The organism is Aeromicrobium sp. CF4.19, from assembly GCF_051262555.1.
Lineage (GTDB): Bacteria > Actinomycetota > Actinomycetes > Propionibacteriales > Nocardioidaceae > Aeromicrobium.
In genome coordinates this window covers 435,166-448,811 of the sequence record NZ_JBIMEU010000002.1, presented here as the reverse complement: position 1 = coordinate 448,811, position 13,646 = coordinate 435,166, and the positions used below count along the sequence as shown (strand labels likewise).

The window sequence follows — 13,646 nt, the reverse complement described above, 5'->3', positions numbered from 1 at the left end:
CCGGAACGAGCGCCCGCAGGCTTGTCCGGATCCAGGCGATACCTGTCTCGATGGACACGACCTCGACGCTCGGACGCCGCCAGCATTGGTCCCATGACGACTCAGCTCAGCTTCACCCGGGGGACCGCCCTCTACGTTGCGGCGGTGCTCGGGCCGGGCATCCTGACGCTTCCGGCGCTCGCAGCACGGACCGCCGGGCCCGCGTTCCTCATCCCCCTGGTGCTGATCCTCGTGCTGTCGGCCCTGCTGGCGGTCACCTTCGTCGGGCTGGGCAGAGCGACGGGTGGAAGGGGTCTCGCTGACTACGTACGTCAGGGCTTCGGTGACACGGCAGGGGCCGTGGTCGGCGTGCTCTTCTACGTCGGGGTCCCTCCGGGCGTCGCCGCGCTGGGACTGTTCGGGGGCGAGTACCTGCGCGCGGCCGTTGGCGGGCAGCACACGCCCGCCGCGGTGGCGCTGGTCCTCATCGCGCTGACCTACGCACTCAACGCCGCCGGCCTCCGTCTGTCGTCGGCGGCGCAGGTGCTGCTGACCGGCATCCTGTTGACGCTGTTGCTGGTGGCGATCGTGCTGGCGGCCCCCCACGCGACCGGCACGAACTTCACCCCCTTCGCGCCGCACGGCTGGGGCGCGATGGCCCCGGCCGCCTTCCTCCTCGTGTGGGCCCTGACCGGCTGGGAGGCGTCAGCGAACCTGTTCGCCACCCTCCGTCCGGGTGACGTCCTCCGGATCACGACCACGGCCGTGGTCATCATCGCCGTCGCCTTCCTGGGTCTGTCCCTCACGCTGGTCGGGGTGCTCGGGTCGGAGAACACCAGCGCCTCACCCGTGGCGGACCTCTTGAGGGTGGCGATCGGGCCGTGGGGAGTCGTCGTGGCCGTCGTGCTCGCGCTCACGCTCACGCTCGCCAACATGAACTCCTACGTCGCCAGCCTCGGCGCGCTGGGCCGCGACCTGGTGCCGCGTCTACCCAGCCGGCACGACGCGAGCCTGTGGATCCCGACGGTCATCGCCGTGGCAAGCCTCGCGGCGACGTGGGGACGGGCCGACGCGGCGACCGTCCTGGTCGGAGTGACCGCCGCGTCACAGGTCCCGGTGCTGCTCCTGTCGTGCGGCGCGGCTCTGCGCATCCTTCCCGGAGCGACCGCTGCCTGGTGGGCGGCGCTGGCGGCAGTCGTCGCGGTGGCCGCGCTGCTGGTGGCCGCGGGTGCCTACCTGATCTGCCCAGTCGTCATCGTCACCGCGACGGTCGTGTGGAGGCGGCTGCGTCCGGGCCGGCAAACGGTCGTCGCACCCCGCTGAGGCTCCACGTAGGGTACCGATCAGGAAGCGGAGGACATCGATGAAGCCGTCCGAGCGTGACCAGGACGCGAGGCGCTCGCGGACGGTTGCCGTCGCCGTGATCCCCGGCATGCCGCTGTTCGAGATCGCCGTTCCGCTGGAGGTCTTCGCCACTCCGCGTCCCGGGTTGGTCGAGCCGCCGTACGACGTCGCCCTGTGTGCTGAGGACCCGAGCGCCGACTTCGGATCGTTCATGCTGGGCTCGTTGAGCGGGCTCGACGTCCTGGCGGAGGCGGACACCGTCGTGGTGCCGGCGCTCCCGACCTGGGACCACGACGTACCCACCGCGCTCGTGGACGCCATCAAGACCGCGCACGCACGGGGCGCTCGGGTCGTCGGACTGTGCACTGGGGCGTTCACGCTCGCGGCTGCCGGACTCCTCGACGGCATCCCCGCCACCACCCACTGGATGTACGCCGACCAGCTCGCTGCACGGCACCCTCGGGTGAAGGTCGACCCGAACGTCCTCTACGCGGGCACCGCCGACGTGATGACATCGGCAGGAACGGCTTCCGGACTCGACCTGTGCCTGGAGCTCGTCCGGCGCGACCACGGTGCAGCCGTGGCCAACGACGTGGCCAGAGGCATGGTGGTGGCGCCGCACCGCGAGGGCGGCCAGGCCCAGTTCATCCGGCCGCAACCGGTTGCAGTTGCCGACCGCAGCCTTGCCCCGGTGCTCGACTGGAGCCTGGAGCACCTGCACGAGGGCATCACGGTGGGCGAGATGGCCGCGGCAGGCCACGTCAGCACACGGACGCTGTCCCGTCACTTCGGTGAACAGCTCGGGATGACACCGACGACGTGGCTGACCGAGCAACGGGTCCGCCGTGCGCAGGAACACCTCGAACGGACGACGCTGACGGTGGCCGAGATCGCCGCGACGGTGGGTTTCGAGTCGGCGTCGACCCTGAGATCACAGTTCCACCGGATCGTGGGCACCAGCCCGCGCTCCTACCGAACGCTGTTCGCCCTTGAGTGAGCAGCGCGACAGCCGGTGCGCGGCACTCGGGGCGGCCCACGTCCGCCGGCCTGAGGGGATCATCCCCCTGGCTCCCAGCGCCCCTACACGTTCAGCGTGCTGACGCTCCTCGTGATGTGCGCGCCCTTCTTCTCGAGGAAGACGATCTCACCGAACTCCAGGGTCAACCAGTCATCGACGCTGTCGGTCAGGGGCTCGGACGCGAAGATGACGGCCGTCGCCTCGTCCTCGCCGCAGTCCTCGAAGCCGTAGGTCGTGTCGTCGTGCTCGAAGTTGCGGCCCATGAGCAGGTACATCGGCTCCAGGAGCATCGAGAGGGCGTAGTCGTCGGTGCCGGGGCCGGACTCGCGGAGCTCCTTCCAGTCCCCTTCCGGATGGGTCTCACCGTCGTGGCCCAGGCCGACGTTCACGCCGATGATCCGGTCGGGGGCGACCAGGGCCATCTTCAGCTTGGTCAGCGCGACGAGGTCGAGGTCCTTCATCGCCTGGGCGATGAGTCGCACCATCTCCTCAAGAGCTCGCTGCACGCCCTCGTCGCTGTCATCCTCGAGCAGGGAGAGCAGCAGCACGTAGAGGAACTCGGTGTCCGTGGTGCCGACCATCTGCGTCAGGTACTCGTCCTTGCAGTGCGCGAGCAGCTCGCGCTGCAGGACCTTCCAGCCCGGCAGGTCACCGTTCTGGGCGACGATCCACGGGGTGCCCTCGTAGGAGAAGGGGTGGCAGTTCTCATCGGCCAGGACGACGCCCGCGTCGTAGGCGCTCGCCCGCACGTGGGCCAGCATGGTGCTGGCCTGCAGGCTGGGGATGATGCCGGTGGAGTTGTCGTCGTAGAAGGCGGCCATGGGGCGGCGGTACAGCAGGGGCGCCTCGGGCTTCAGCAGGTGCTCGCTCCAGGCCCCGAACCCCCACCCCGCCAGCTGGAGCTCCGGGTGGCCCTCCGGGTCGAGGGCCTGGTTGACGAGACTGTTCTCCGGCTTGAGCAGCAGGTTCTCCAGCGGTACTTCTGGTCCGATGTAGGCGAGCACTCGGCACATACGTCTCCCTCACTGACGGGTCTTCGGTCGGTGGCGTGCTGCTCGACGCAGGCACGGTGTCCCCTCGAGAGGCTGGGTGTCTTCAGACACCTGATCAGCACACCACGAGCGTCTGCAGCCTATGGCCAGGAGGCGCCCCACGCAGCGTCGACGTCATCCCATGACCAACCCCGCCACACTGACCCTCTGAAGCTGAGCCGGACCGCGTCAGTGGGTGGCACCGATCTCCACGATGAGGACGCCGGTGACGATGAGGGCGATGCCTGCTCCCATGAGCGGGGTGAGCGGCTCCTTGAAGAGGACGCGGGAGGCGACAGCCGCGAGCGCGATGCCCAGAGCGGCCCAGAATCCGTAGGCGACGCCGAGGCCAAGGCCTTCGTCGAGGGTGAGTGCGAGAAAGGTGAAGGCGAGGAGGTAGCCGGCGACGACGCCGGCGTACCAGGCGCGCCGGTCGGTCGTCGCGGCCATGCGCAGGCACAGGGTGCCGACGAGCTCGGTGGCGATCGCCGAGGCGAGGAAGAACCACTGCATCAGGGGGCCTCTGCCGGTGCGTCGCGGGTCTTCTTCTGCGCGGCCTGTGAACCCAGCTCGACCACGAGGACACCGAGGATGATGAGGACGAGGCCGACGACCATGAGGGGCGTGAGGGGTTCGTCGTAGATGAGCGCGGAAAGCGTTGCCGTGGCTGAGACGCCCATTGCTCCCCAGATGCCGTAGGCCACGCCCAGGGGCATGCCGCGTCGCAGCACCGCGGAGAGCAGACCGAAGGCGGCGATGAAGCCCAGGGCCACCAGGGCGTAGAGCGGCGGATGGTCGAGGGCGCCCTTGAGGGACAGCGACCCGGTCACCTCGCTGGCGACAGCGCCGATGAGCAGGAGCCACTTGGTCATTCCACGGTCCCCTCGAGCAGCTCGAGACCGGCCTGCAGCACCGCGCGGCCGTCGGTCTCGGAGAGGGGGAGGACGCCACTGGCCGAGGAGAACCAGCAGCCATCCGCGATGAGGCGGACCGCGTGCAGGCGGGCGCGTTCGGGGGCCGGCAGGTCGTCGGGGACCTCGACCCATGGCCCGAACCGGTCGGCCCAGCGTGCGCTCATCTGCAGCCTGAGCCTGGGGTCGCTGAGCATGACGAGATCGGCCGCATCATGCGGGCGGGAGGTGGCCCAGGTGAGGTAGGCGCGCAGTCGTTCCTTCGGCGTCGCATCGGCTCGAGATGCCGCGGCCAGGCTCGCGAGGTCGTCCTCAAGGACGTCGATGACGTGATCGACCATGGCTGCCACGAGCGCTTCCTTGGTCCTGAAGTGGTACATCAACCCGGGCTTGGTCAGGCCGGCCGCGCGAGCCGCGGAGTCAAGGGACAAGGCGCCGCCCTCTCGGACGACTCCGAGGGCTGCGGTGATCGCTGCCTCGCGCTGCGACGGTCGGTGGGCTGCTGACGGCCTATCCCCACCATACCTTCCGGTTGGTAAAGTAACCTCGAGCCCAGCCGCTCAGCCCAGTCGCTGCTGGAGGGTCTCTGCTCCGGGTCCGTTCAGCTCGTGGGCCGGGCCTGAGCGTCCTGCGAGGGCCATCAGGACCGCTTCGGCCGGCCCTCGGGCCTCCGGGCCTCGACCGAGGGCCCAGTCCACGTCGGTGGCGACGACGCGTGTCCCGCGAACGTGCCAGAAGCCGCGCAGCGGCGGGGCGGTGACGGTGAAGCCCAGCGCATAGCGGAGCCGCTCGGGGTCGATCACGCGCGGTCGGTCCAGGGGGCGACGGATGTCCTGCTGGTGGAGCAGGCAGTCGACCAGACCCACCGCCCCACCTCGCGCGGCGGTCAGACCCGTTGGCCTGGGAAAGGCCCGCAGGCGTTCGATCAGCTCAGCAGGGTCCATGTGCTCGAGTCCGGTGGCAGACACGGCGTTGATCCGGTCGAACCGCCCCCGGCCACGGACCATCCGCTTCACGAGGTCGGCCGCCCCGACGCCCTCGTAGCTGAGCAGGTGCGCCACGACGTCGCGCACCGTCCAGCCTGTACACAGCGACTGCACCGACCACTCATCGGCACGCAGGTCCTCGAGGAGGTCGAGCAGCTCAGCCCGCTCCTGCACGGCGGCGACCATCGTGTCCATGAGCCGATGCTAGATCGTGCTCGACCTCGTGGTGGGCGGCATCGACGCCTACGCGGGGTTCCCGGCCGCGCTACGCCTGTTCTGGGCCTCCCTCACGGTGCTCGACCCGGTCACCGCACTGCTCCTCGCCCTGCGCCGCAGGGCGGGCGTGGTCCTCGCCCTGGGCGTCATCCTTGCTGACGCCCTGGTGAACTGGACATGCTCTGGCGTTGGTTCCGCCCACGGACCACTTGACCACTGCTCCGCACCGCCCGCCCGAGCTCCTGGCTCAGAGCTGCTGGCGGACCCCGGCCTCCTGCTCGATGCCGCGCAGCTGCTCGTCGATGCCGGACTCCATGGCGTGGTGCGCCGGGCCGGTGCGTCCCAGCGGGAGGATCGTGCGGTGGTGGACGTCCTCCAGCTCGAAGGCCATCGCGGCGTACAGCGCGAGGACTCCCAGCACGATTCCGACGACTCCGGCCGCCGTCTCCCACACCGGCGGGGCGCCGAGCTGGACTACGCCCGTCAGGGCGAAGCGCACGGCGCTGACGGAGAGCACGATCATCGTCACCGGCTTGGCGAGCGAGACGGCGATCGGAACGAGCAGGGCCACCGAGGCTGCGATCAGAGCGATGCCGAGACCGGGGCTGGTGCTGCCCGGCTCGCCGAGGGACAACGTGAGGCCGATGGCCAACCAGGTGCCGCCGAGCACGGCCATGCCCGTCCCGGCCGCTGGGTCGCGGGCGAGGAATCCGAAGGCGGCACCGGGAAGCTGGACGGCGAGCGCAAGGACCACGACGATCCGCCCCACCGCCACCGACTGGTCCGCCGGGATCCAGCCCAGCTGCAGGGCGGCCACGCTGGTCGTGGAGATCAGCAGCGCCAGCAGACCGATCGGCAAGGGGTTGGCGATCGGACGCAGCATGATGCGGTACGGCTGGCTGCCGGGTGTCTCTTGCATCGGATCAGGGCTCGCGGCTCAGGTGGCATGACATCGTCCGATCCTCCCAGCCTGCGGCGGGAGGGTCGCATGGGGGATGGCGCCCAGAGCCGGCTCCGCCAGCCGGGACGTGATCACGTGTTGTCCTCGGAGGTCGAGGCCTCGCTCGTCCTGGGTCCGGGGCGTTGGCCGTGCAGGACGACGGCACCGGCGACGAGGGCGGCACCCAGGGGCGTCGCGATGGTGATCACCATGTCGAGCACGAACGCAATGACGTCGATGGCTCGCCGCTCGCCCTCGGCCCCGCTCGCGACGGACTCGGCGACGAGGGAGATCAGCCATCCGTAGACGGCCCGCAGGACGGCGGAGAAGACGAGGAGCCCGACCCCCACCAGCAGAATGCGTTTCACCCAGTCCGACATGACCCTCCTCGATCGCTCGTGCAGGTCTCAACATCGTCACACGCGCCTCCCGTCGTCCTGGTGGGACGGGCCTCTCGAAGTCGGACGCGCACAGCGATCCCGGCGCAGACGATGACGGCAACGGCACCTGCGCCGGTGGCCCAGGAGACGTGCTCGCGAAGCAGCAGCACTGCCCAGCAGATGCTGAGAACGGGTTGGAGCAGCTGGATCTGACTGACACGGGCCATCGGCCCGATCGCCAGACCGCGGTACCAGGCGAAGAAGCCCAGGAACATGCTGACCACGGCCAGGTAGACGAACGAAGCCCACTCCGCGGCTCCGCCGGAGGGCGTGTCGCGAAGCGCCGCAATCGCGGTCAGCACCACCATGAGTGGAGCGCAGAGCACGAGCGCCCAGGACACCGTCTGCCAGGCGCCGAGCTGGCGGGCGAGAAGCCCGCCCTCGGCATACCCGATGGCGGCCGCCACGACGGCGCCCAGCAGCAGCAGGTCCGCCCAGTGAGGCTGCCCGATCCGCCCGCCCTGGACGGAGGCGAAGCCCACTGCCGCGACGGCGCCGACGCCGGCGGCGACCCAGAAGGCCGTCGGGGGGTTCTCCTTGCCGCGGATGACCACCATGACCGCCGTGGCCGCCGGCAGGAGCGCGATGACCATCGCGCCGTGGCTGGCCGGTGCTGTGACTAGAGCGAAGGAGGTCAGCAGCGGGAATCCGATGACGACGCCTCCGCCAACGACGCAGAGGCGCAACCACTGGGTCCTGCTCGGGAGCACCTGGCGGGTCATCCACAGGGCGGCGCCCGCGAGTGCGGCGGCGACCACGGCGCGGCCGGCACCGATGAACAACGGGGTCATCGTGTCCACGGCGACTCGAGTGAGCACCACGGTGAAGGAGAAGGCGAGGACGCCCAGGAACCCCCACCAGAGCCCAGCATGATCGGCCGGTAGCAGGCCCCACGGTCGAACGATAGCGCTACTATGATCTGACATGTCCAACGATAGCACCGCCCGCATCGTCGCTGCGCTGCGCGCCTGGCTGGGTGAAGCGACTCCAGGATCACGCCTGCCCTCGACCCGTGACCTCGTCGCACAACACCAGGTCAGTCCGGTCACGGTGCAGAAGGCACTGCGGGTGCTGACCGCGCAAGGCCTCATCGAGAGCCGGCCCGGGGTGGGGACCTTCGCGCAGGTGGCACGTGCGACCGCGTCGCACGACTACAGCTGGCAGACCGACGCGCTCCGTCGGCCTCGCCGCGTCCTGCCACCGGTCGCTGCCGCCCTTCGGCCCACACCGGCTGACACGCTGACGCTGCACTCCGGCTACCCGGACTCCAGCTTGCTGCCCGAACGCCTGGTCAGGACTGCCCTGACCCGCGCGTCGCGCAGTGCCGCGGCACTCGAGCGCGCACCGGCTGCCGGCCTGGCAGATCTCCGAGCGTGGTTCGCCAACGAGCTCGGCGGCATCGGGTCGCCGACCGCCAACGACGTCGTCGTCGTCCCCGGCAGCCAGAGCGGTCTCGCGTCGGTGTTCCGCTCGGTCGTCCCCGATGGCCAGACCCTGCTCATCGAGTCACCCACCTACTGGGGCGCCATCCGGGCCGCCGCCCAAGCCGGCGTCGAGGCCGTGCCCATCCCCTCCGGCCCCGACGGGCCAGACCCGTCAGCGGTGGCCCGGGCCCTGGACGAGACCGGCGCCCGGGCGTTCTACGTCCAGCCGAACTTCGCCAACCCCACCGGCACCCAGTGGTCGCCTGAGGTCTCCGGACAGGTGCTCGAGGTGATTCGTGACCACGGTGCGTTCCTCATCGAGGACGACTGGGCCCACGACTTCGGCATCGATGCACGTGCCGAGCCCGTCGCGGCTCGTGACGACTCGGGCCACGTCATCTACCTCCGCTCGTTGACCAAGAGCATCTCCCCGTCCGTCCGCGTCGCAGCCGTCATCGCCCGGGGCCCCGTGCGCGACCGCATCCTCGCCGACAACGGCGCCGAGGCGATGTACGTCAGTGGACTGCTCCAGGCAGCCGCTCTGGATGTCCTCACCCAGCCGGGGTGGCCCACCCACCTGCGCAGCCTGAGCCACCAGCTGCGCTCCCGCAGGGACCTTCTCGTCGAGAACATCCGCGAGCACGCTCCGGCACTCGCCATCGGAGCCGTGCCGCGCGGGGGCCTGAACCTCTGGGCTGGTCTGCCGGACGGGACGGCGGTGGATCGGCTCGTCAGCAGCTGCGAGACCCGCGGGCTGCTGGTGACCTCCGGGGACGAGTCCTTTCCCGCGGAGGCCTCCGGCCCGTACATCAGGCTCAACTACGCCGGACCCGACCCAGGGGCATTCGGGACAGCAGCCCGGCTGCTCGCCGAGTCGCTCAGAACGTCGGACGCATCCGGATGATCTTGCGGCGCAGACGGACACTGCGGTGGCCGGAGGGGTCCTTGCGCAGGCGGTCCAGCTCCCAGCCCTGGTACTCGGCGGCCTGGGTGAGCATGCGGCAGACGGCGTTGCGGGACTGTGTCCGGGGAATGGCGAGGTTCCAGAACTCGTACTCGATCATCAGTCCTCCCACCCGTCCGGCGAGGAGACGTCGTCCAGGGCCTGGATGATCTCCGGGGGAAGCTCGACGTCCTCCGACGCCAGGCTGACCGCGAGCTGTTCGGTGGTGCGGGCGCCGACGAGCTGTGAGGCGACGGTCGGCCGGCCGCGCAGCCAGGCCAGGGCCACGTGGGTGGGCGCGACGTCCAGTCCCTCCGCCGCACGCACCACGGCATCGACGATGGCAGTGGACTCGGGGCCCAGGTAGTGGTCCATGTGCACGCCCCACGCGGGGTTGGCCGCTCGGGAGCCGGCGGGCGTCCCGAGACGGTACTTGCCGGTGAGGACGCCGCGAGCCAGCGGCGACCACGCGATGAGTCCGAGGCCGACGTGCTGGGCCGCCGGGACGACCTCGTCCTCGATGGTGCGGTCGAGCAGGGAGTACTGCATCTGCGTGCTGATGAAGGAAAGCCCGGCCGGTCGAGCCTCGACGGCCGTCTGCGCGAGGGCGGTCTGCCAGCCACTGAAGTTGGAGAAGCCGACGTAGCGCACGCGGCCGGAGGAGACGGCGTGCTCCAGCGCGCTGAGCGTCTCGTCGAACGGGGTGGTGGCGTCCCACCCGTGCAGCTGCCACAGGTCGAGGTGGTCGGTGCCCAACGCTCGCAGCGACTCGTCGAGCTGCCTGAGCACGGCCCGACGAGAGGCGTCTGCTGCCAGCTCGCCGCGCCGCACGCCGACGGCGCACTTGCTGGCCAGCACGACGTCGTCACGCACCCCGAGCTTGCCCAGCACGGCGCCCAGGACCTGCTCACCGGCGCCGTCGCCGTAGACGGGGGCCGTGTCCACGAGAGTTCCGCCGGCATCGAGGAAGCTGGTCAGCTGCTCCTCGGCCGCCAGGTCATCGAGCTGGACGCCGAACATCATCGTCCCCAGCCCCAGTCCGGAGACCTCCAGCCCGGAATGGCCGACACGCCCGTATCGCATGAGAGAACCCTAGACCGCCGCTGGTGGGCCGGTGGCTAGGCTCGCACGGTGGACGACTTCCTACGCGCCGCGGTGCTCGGGCTGCTGCAGGGGCTCACCGAGTTCCTGCCCATCTCCAGCAGTGCCCACCTGGCGATCTTCCCCAAGTTCTTCGGCTGGGACGACCCCGGCGCCGCCTACACGGCCGTCGTGCAGATCGGCACCGAGGTGGCGGTGGTCCTCTACTTCTGGCGCGACATCTGGACGATCGCGACGGGCTGGCTGCGCGGTCTCTTCTCCGCAGAGGCCCGTCGGGCGTTCGAGTGGCGGATGGGCTGGTTCATCATCATCGGCTCGCTGCCGATCGTCCTCGTCGGTCTCCTGCTGGAGGACTTCATCGAGCGGGAGTTCCGCAACCTCTGGGTGATCGGCACGATGCTCATCGCGCTGGGCATCGTGCTGGGCGTCGCGGAGAAGATCGGCCGCAACGCCAAGCCCATCTCCGACCTCTCCTGGGGACACGCCGTGCTGCTCGGTGCCGCGCAGGCCGCAGCCGTCGTGCCGGGCGTCTCCCGCTCCGGCGCCACGATCAGCATGGGCCTGGCCCTGGGGTACGAGCGGGCCGCCGCGACGCGGTACGCGTTCCTGCTGGCCATCCCGGCCGTGGTGGGCGCCGGCGTCTACAAGCTCAAGGACATTCCCGGTGGCGAGAACGCGTACGGCTGGGGACCGACCATCGTCGGCACCGTCGTGGCGTTCGTGGTCGGGCTCGCGGTGATCCACTGGCTGCTGCAGTACGTCAGCAAGCACTCCTACGCCCCCTTCGTGGCCTATCGCATCGCCCTGGGCAGCGTGGTGCTCGTGCTCGTGGGCGCCGGGGTCATCACCGCCTCGGTTACCGTGGGCTGATGCCTGTCAGCACCCACTCACAGCGTCCCGTGGCCCTCGTCACCGGAGCCTCCCGCGGCATCGGCCGGGCCGTCGCCACCGACCTCGCCGCGACCCATCACGTCGTGCTCGTCGGCCGCACCGAGGACGCACTCGCCGAGCTGGCGGCGCAGCTGGACGACGCCTCCGTGCTCGTGCTGGACGTCGCCGACGGCGAGTCCGTGGACGCCGCCGAGCTGCCGGTACGGCTCGACGTCCTGGTGCACTGCGCGGGCACGTCAGGCGGCCCGGACGTCATCGACACGACGCGGGAGCAGTGGCGCTCCGCGTTCGAGCTGAACGTCTTCGGCGTCGCCGACCTCACCGCTCGTCTCCTGCCTGCCCTGCGGGAGGCCAAGGGCACCGTCGTGCTGATGAACTCCGGCGCCGGGCTGTTCTCCACCGCCGGCGGCTCGATCTACTCCGCCACCAAGTTCGCCCTGCGCACCTTCGGTGACTGCCTGCGCGAGGAGGAGCGCGAGAACGGCGTCCGCGTCGTCTCGGTGCACCCCGGCTTCGTCGACACCGACATGGGACGCTCGGGCATCGGCGGGGACGGTCACCCCGAGCGGATGATCGCCCCGGAGACCATCGCCGCTGCGGTGCGCACGGCGGTCGACGCCCCGCACGAGGCGCAGTTCGAGACCATCTCGGTCCGGCCGACCCTCTCGCCCAAGGGCTGAAGCGCTACAGCCAGCCGGACTTCTTGAACCGGGTGTAGATGTACGCGCACAGCCCGCCGATGAGGGCCATGCAGGCCGGGTAGCCGTACGTCCACGTCAGCTCGGGCATGTTCTCGAAGTTCCTGGGATTGACGATCTCCCCGAGTAGGATGTCGCCATGACAGACCGCGGATATGAGCGGATCAGCCTGGACAATGAACGGTCGGGTTCGATCTCGAAGCAGACTAGCCGGATCGAAGCCTTCGGCTCAGAGGTGATCCACTACACCGACGAGAGCGTGAGCGGGTCCAAGATCCCGTTTGCTGAGAGACCCGCGGGCAAGCGGCTGCTGGACGATCTGCGACCCGGCGACCGAGTGCTCGTCACCAAGATCGACCGGGCAGCGCGCAACGTGAGAGACCTGCTCGATCTTGTGGAACGCATCGAGGCGCAGGGAGCGTCTATCGCGTTCATCGAGCAGAACATCGACACGGCTGGTCCGATGGGTCGCTTCCTGCTCACTCTGCTCGGTGCGATCGCTGAGCTAGAAGCGGGCATCATCGGAGAGCGTCGGCGGGAGTCACTGACCGCATTCGCTAGGGAGGGTCGCCATGCTGTTGGCGCTGCCCCCTTCGGTTTCAAGTCGGTGGACAACCCGAACGGGCGAGGACTCGTCATCAGACCTGACTGGGACGAACAGGCACCCATCCTGAAGAGCGCCATCGACCGAGTGCTCACTGGAGAGGCCCAGGCTCGCGTGGTCGAGGATCTCCCGATCGGCAAGGCCGGCTTCAGCGCGCTGCTCCGCAACCCCCGACTTGCCGGCATGACCCCCGAAGGCGATGGCGTAGTCACCATCGACGGTGTGCCTCGCATCGACCCTGACGCTGCCCTGCTGACGATGGCTGAGTGGAACAGGCTCCGCGAGCACATGAACCGACCGGACAAGAAGCCCTGGGCTCATCAAGATGGGTACGGGGCTGCCCTCACGTGCAGCGAGTGTGGTTTCAGGCTCTACAAGAGCAGCGGGGGAGTGTCGAGACCGAACAACAACGCCTACAAGTGCGGCCGGGCCAAGCACGCCAAGGGCTCGCCCTCAGCCTCGGTGATGGTTCACACAGCAGACAGTCACATCGAGCAGACGTTCCTCAGCCAGTACGGCAGCCGTGACGTATTGATCGCGTCATGGACAGACTCGGCAGACACAAAGACCGAAGCCATCGCCTCGGCGCAGATCCACCTAGAGGCAGCGCAGCAGGCGTTCCTCGCTGACCTGGACGACGAACAGGAGGACGAAGTACTTCAGGCTCTGAGGGATGCCAAACGGGCTCTCAGGGCCGCACAGAACATGCCCGAGGAGCGAGTCTTCCAAGTCCAGGATGCGGGCTACACGGTGGCAGAGCACTGGGAACGCGGTGATGCTGGCGAGCGGTGCCGGATGCTCGGCGTCGTGGGCAAGTGGATCGTTCACCCCGGACGGCTGCCCGTAGAGCGGAAGATCGAACACCAGCCAGACGCAATGCTGCTCGAACTGCTCACCCATCAGGTCGGCAGTCAGACTGACGCGCTCCATGACCAGAACACCTTCCTGATGCCCGCCTGACGCACATCGGGGGCTCGGCGTTCTACTGCTTGGGAGGACTCGCTTCAGTTTCGCTGCACGCCATCCGTAAGGGATGGTCGCGGATCATCATGTTTGGCACGTTCATCAGCTCCTCACCCGACTGGCGCAAGAGCACGGTGTCTAGTCTGGAGTGACGGCG

16 protein-coding genes are annotated in these 13,646 nt (G+C 69.4%); 6 read left to right on the top strand and 10 right to left on the bottom strand.

The genetic code is table 11. The features are described 5' to 3' along the window. Positions 1 to 93: 93 nt before the first annotated feature. Complete coding sequence (locus ACHAAC_RS06795; protein WP_435715300.1) at positions 94 to 1,302, top strand: APC family permease; 1,209 nt, start codon at positions 94 to 96, stop codon at positions 1,300 to 1,302. Positions 1,303 to 1,342: 40 nt separating this feature from the next. Beyond that, entirely contained in the window at positions 1,343 to 2,320 is a 978-nt protein-coding gene (locus tag ACHAAC_RS06790) for a GlxA family transcriptional regulator (RefSeq protein WP_435715299.1), read from the top strand. An 83-nt stretch (positions 2,321 to 2,403) separates the two neighbouring features. Here the strand turns inward: ACHAAC_RS06790 and ACHAAC_RS06785 are convergent, their stop codons facing one another. From ACHAAC_RS06785 to ACHAAC_RS06750, 8 genes are all read right to left on the bottom strand, one after another. Next, positions 2,404 to 3,354: a class II glutamine amidotransferase gene (locus tag ACHAAC_RS06785; protein ID WP_435715298.1), complete on the bottom strand. Its 951-nt coding sequence runs from the start codon at positions 3,352 to 3,354 to the stop codon at positions 2,404 to 2,406. 207 nt (positions 3,355 to 3,561) lie between these two features. Beyond that, positions 3,562 to 3,885, bottom strand: coding sequence for a DMT family transporter (locus ACHAAC_RS06780; RefSeq protein WP_435715297.1), 324 nt, complete (start codon positions 3,883 to 3,885; stop codon positions 3,562 to 3,564). Next, positions 3,885 to 4,244 (bottom strand): DMT family transporter, encoded by a 360-nt coding sequence (locus ACHAAC_RS06775; RefSeq protein ID WP_435715296.1) that lies wholly within the window; start codon positions 4,242 to 4,244, stop codon positions 3,885 to 3,887. Before ACHAAC_RS06775 ends, ACHAAC_RS06780 begins: the two co-directional genes overlap by 1 nt. Beyond that, positions 4,241 to 4,714 carry a TetR/AcrR family transcriptional regulator gene (locus tag ACHAAC_RS06770; protein ID WP_435715295.1) on the bottom strand — a complete coding sequence of 158 codons (474 nt, stop codon included), beginning with the start codon at positions 4,712 to 4,714 and terminating at the stop codon, positions 4,241 to 4,243. The genes ACHAAC_RS06775 and ACHAAC_RS06770 overlap by 4 nt, the downstream gene beginning before the upstream one ends. A 129-nt stretch (positions 4,715 to 4,843) precedes the next feature. Continuing rightward, entirely contained in the window at positions 4,844 to 5,464 is a 621-nt protein-coding gene (locus ACHAAC_RS06765; RefSeq protein ID WP_435715294.1) for a maleylpyruvate isomerase family mycothiol-dependent enzyme, read from the bottom strand. A gap of 268 nt (positions 5,465 to 5,732) precedes the next feature. Next, entirely contained in the window at positions 5,733 to 6,404 is a 672-nt protein-coding gene (locus tag ACHAAC_RS06760) for a hypothetical protein (protein ID WP_435715293.1), read from the bottom strand. Between the two features lie 113 nt (positions 6,405 to 6,517). After that, positions 6,518 to 6,793 carry a hypothetical protein gene (locus ACHAAC_RS06755; RefSeq protein ID WP_435715292.1) on the bottom strand — a complete coding sequence of 92 codons (276 nt, stop codon included), beginning with the start codon at positions 6,791 to 6,793 and terminating at the stop codon, positions 6,518 to 6,520. After that, positions 6,790 to 7,791: a DMT family transporter gene (locus ACHAAC_RS06750; protein WP_435715291.1), complete on the bottom strand. Its 1,002-nt coding sequence runs from the start codon at positions 7,789 to 7,791 to the stop codon at positions 6,790 to 6,792. The genes ACHAAC_RS06755 and ACHAAC_RS06750 overlap by 4 nt, the downstream gene beginning before the upstream one ends. Between ACHAAC_RS06750 and ACHAAC_RS06745 the strand changes: the two genes are divergently transcribed. After that, positions 7,790 to 9,193: a PLP-dependent aminotransferase family protein gene (locus tag ACHAAC_RS06745; RefSeq protein ID WP_435715290.1), complete on the top strand. Its 1,404-nt coding sequence runs from the start codon at positions 7,790 to 7,792 to the stop codon at positions 9,191 to 9,193. The genes ACHAAC_RS06750 and ACHAAC_RS06745 overlap by 2 nt on opposite strands. Here the strand turns inward: ACHAAC_RS06745 and ACHAAC_RS06740 are convergent. Together ACHAAC_RS06740 and ACHAAC_RS06735 are read right to left on the bottom strand one after the other, a co-directional pair. Beyond that, positions 9,168 to 9,353, bottom strand: coding sequence for a DUF5703 family protein (locus tag ACHAAC_RS06740; protein WP_435715289.1), 186 nt, complete (start codon positions 9,351 to 9,353; stop codon positions 9,168 to 9,170). The two genes, ACHAAC_RS06745 and ACHAAC_RS06740, sit on opposite strands and share 26 nt — an antisense overlap. Then, entirely contained in the window at positions 9,353 to 10,315 is a 963-nt protein-coding gene (locus ACHAAC_RS06735) for an aldo/keto reductase (RefSeq protein WP_435715288.1), read from the bottom strand. Before ACHAAC_RS06735 ends, ACHAAC_RS06740 begins: the two co-directional genes overlap by 1 nt. Before the next feature lie 48 nt (positions 10,316 to 10,363). Between ACHAAC_RS06735 and ACHAAC_RS06730 the strand changes: the two genes are divergently transcribed. The 3 genes from ACHAAC_RS06730 to ACHAAC_RS06720 all read left to right on the top strand — a co-directional run bounded on the left by ACHAAC_RS06730 (position 10,364) and on the right by ACHAAC_RS06720 (position 13,486). Then, a complete protein-coding gene (locus ACHAAC_RS06730) occupies positions 10,364 to 11,203 on the top strand; it encodes an undecaprenyl-diphosphate phosphatase (protein WP_435715287.1) in 840 nt (279 codons plus the stop codon). Then, on the top strand, positions 11,203 to 11,904 hold the full coding sequence (locus ACHAAC_RS06725) for an SDR family oxidoreductase (RefSeq protein ID WP_435715286.1): 702 nt from the start codon (positions 11,203 to 11,205) through the stop codon (positions 11,902 to 11,904). The genes ACHAAC_RS06730 and ACHAAC_RS06725 overlap by 1 nt, the downstream gene beginning before the upstream one ends. A 157-nt stretch (positions 11,905 to 12,061) precedes the next feature. Further along, the gene (locus tag ACHAAC_RS06720; protein ID WP_435715285.1) at positions 12,062 to 13,486 is read left to right on the top strand and encodes a recombinase family protein; all 1,425 of its coding nucleotides are present in this window, start codon (positions 12,062 to 12,064) and stop codon (positions 13,484 to 13,486) included. Positions 13,487 to 13,646: the final 160 nt, after the last annotated feature.

What these genes read in the sequence shown, in the direction of transcription:
- ACHAAC_RS06795 (WP_435715300.1), top strand. Translation starts at nt 94, where the DNA reads ATGACGACTCAGCTCAGCTTCACCCGGGGGACCGCCCTCTACGTTGCG.
- ACHAAC_RS06790 (WP_435715299.1), top strand. Translation starts at nt 1,343, where the DNA reads ATGAAGCCGTCCGAGCGTGACCAGGACGCGAGGCGCTCGCGGACGGTT.
- ACHAAC_RS06785 (WP_435715298.1), bottom strand. Translation starts at nt 3,354, where the DNA reads ATGTGCCGAGTGCTCGCCTACATCGGACCAGAAGTACCGCTGGAGAAC.
- ACHAAC_RS06780 (WP_435715297.1), bottom strand. Translation starts at nt 3,885, where the DNA reads ATGCAGTGGTTCTTCCTCGCCTCGGCGATCGCCACCGAGCTCGTCGGC.
- ACHAAC_RS06775 (WP_435715296.1), bottom strand. Translation starts at nt 4,244, where the DNA reads ATGACCAAGTGGCTCCTGCTCATCGGCGCTGTCGCCAGCGAGGTGACC.
- ACHAAC_RS06765 (WP_435715294.1), bottom strand. Translation starts at nt 5,464, where the DNA reads ATGGACACGATGGTCGCCGCCGTGCAGGAGCGGGCTGAGCTGCTCGAC.
- ACHAAC_RS06760 (WP_435715293.1), bottom strand. Translation starts at nt 6,404, where the DNA reads ATGCAAGAGACACCCGGCAGCCAGCCGTACCGCATCATGCTGCGTCCG.
- ACHAAC_RS06745 (WP_435715290.1), top strand. Translation starts at nt 7,790, where the DNA reads ATGTCCAACGATAGCACCGCCCGCATCGTCGCTGCGCTGCGCGCCTGG.
- ACHAAC_RS06750 (WP_435715291.1), bottom strand. Translation starts at nt 7,791, where the DNA reads ATGTCAGATCATAGTAGCGCTATCGTTCGACCGTGGGGCCTGCTACCG.
- ACHAAC_RS06740 (WP_435715289.1), bottom strand. Translation starts at nt 9,353, where the DNA reads ATGATCGAGTACGAGTTCTGGAACCTCGCCATTCCCCGGACACAGTCC.
- ACHAAC_RS06735 (WP_435715288.1), bottom strand. Translation starts at nt 10,315, where the DNA reads ATGCGATACGGGCGTGTCGGCCATTCCGGGCTGGAGGTCTCCGGACTG.
- ACHAAC_RS06725 (WP_435715286.1), top strand. Translation starts at nt 11,203, where the DNA reads ATGCCTGTCAGCACCCACTCACAGCGTCCCGTGGCCCTCGTCACCGGA.
- ACHAAC_RS06720 (WP_435715285.1), top strand. Translation starts at nt 12,062, where the DNA reads ATGACAGACCGCGGATATGAGCGGATCAGCCTGGACAATGAACGGTCG.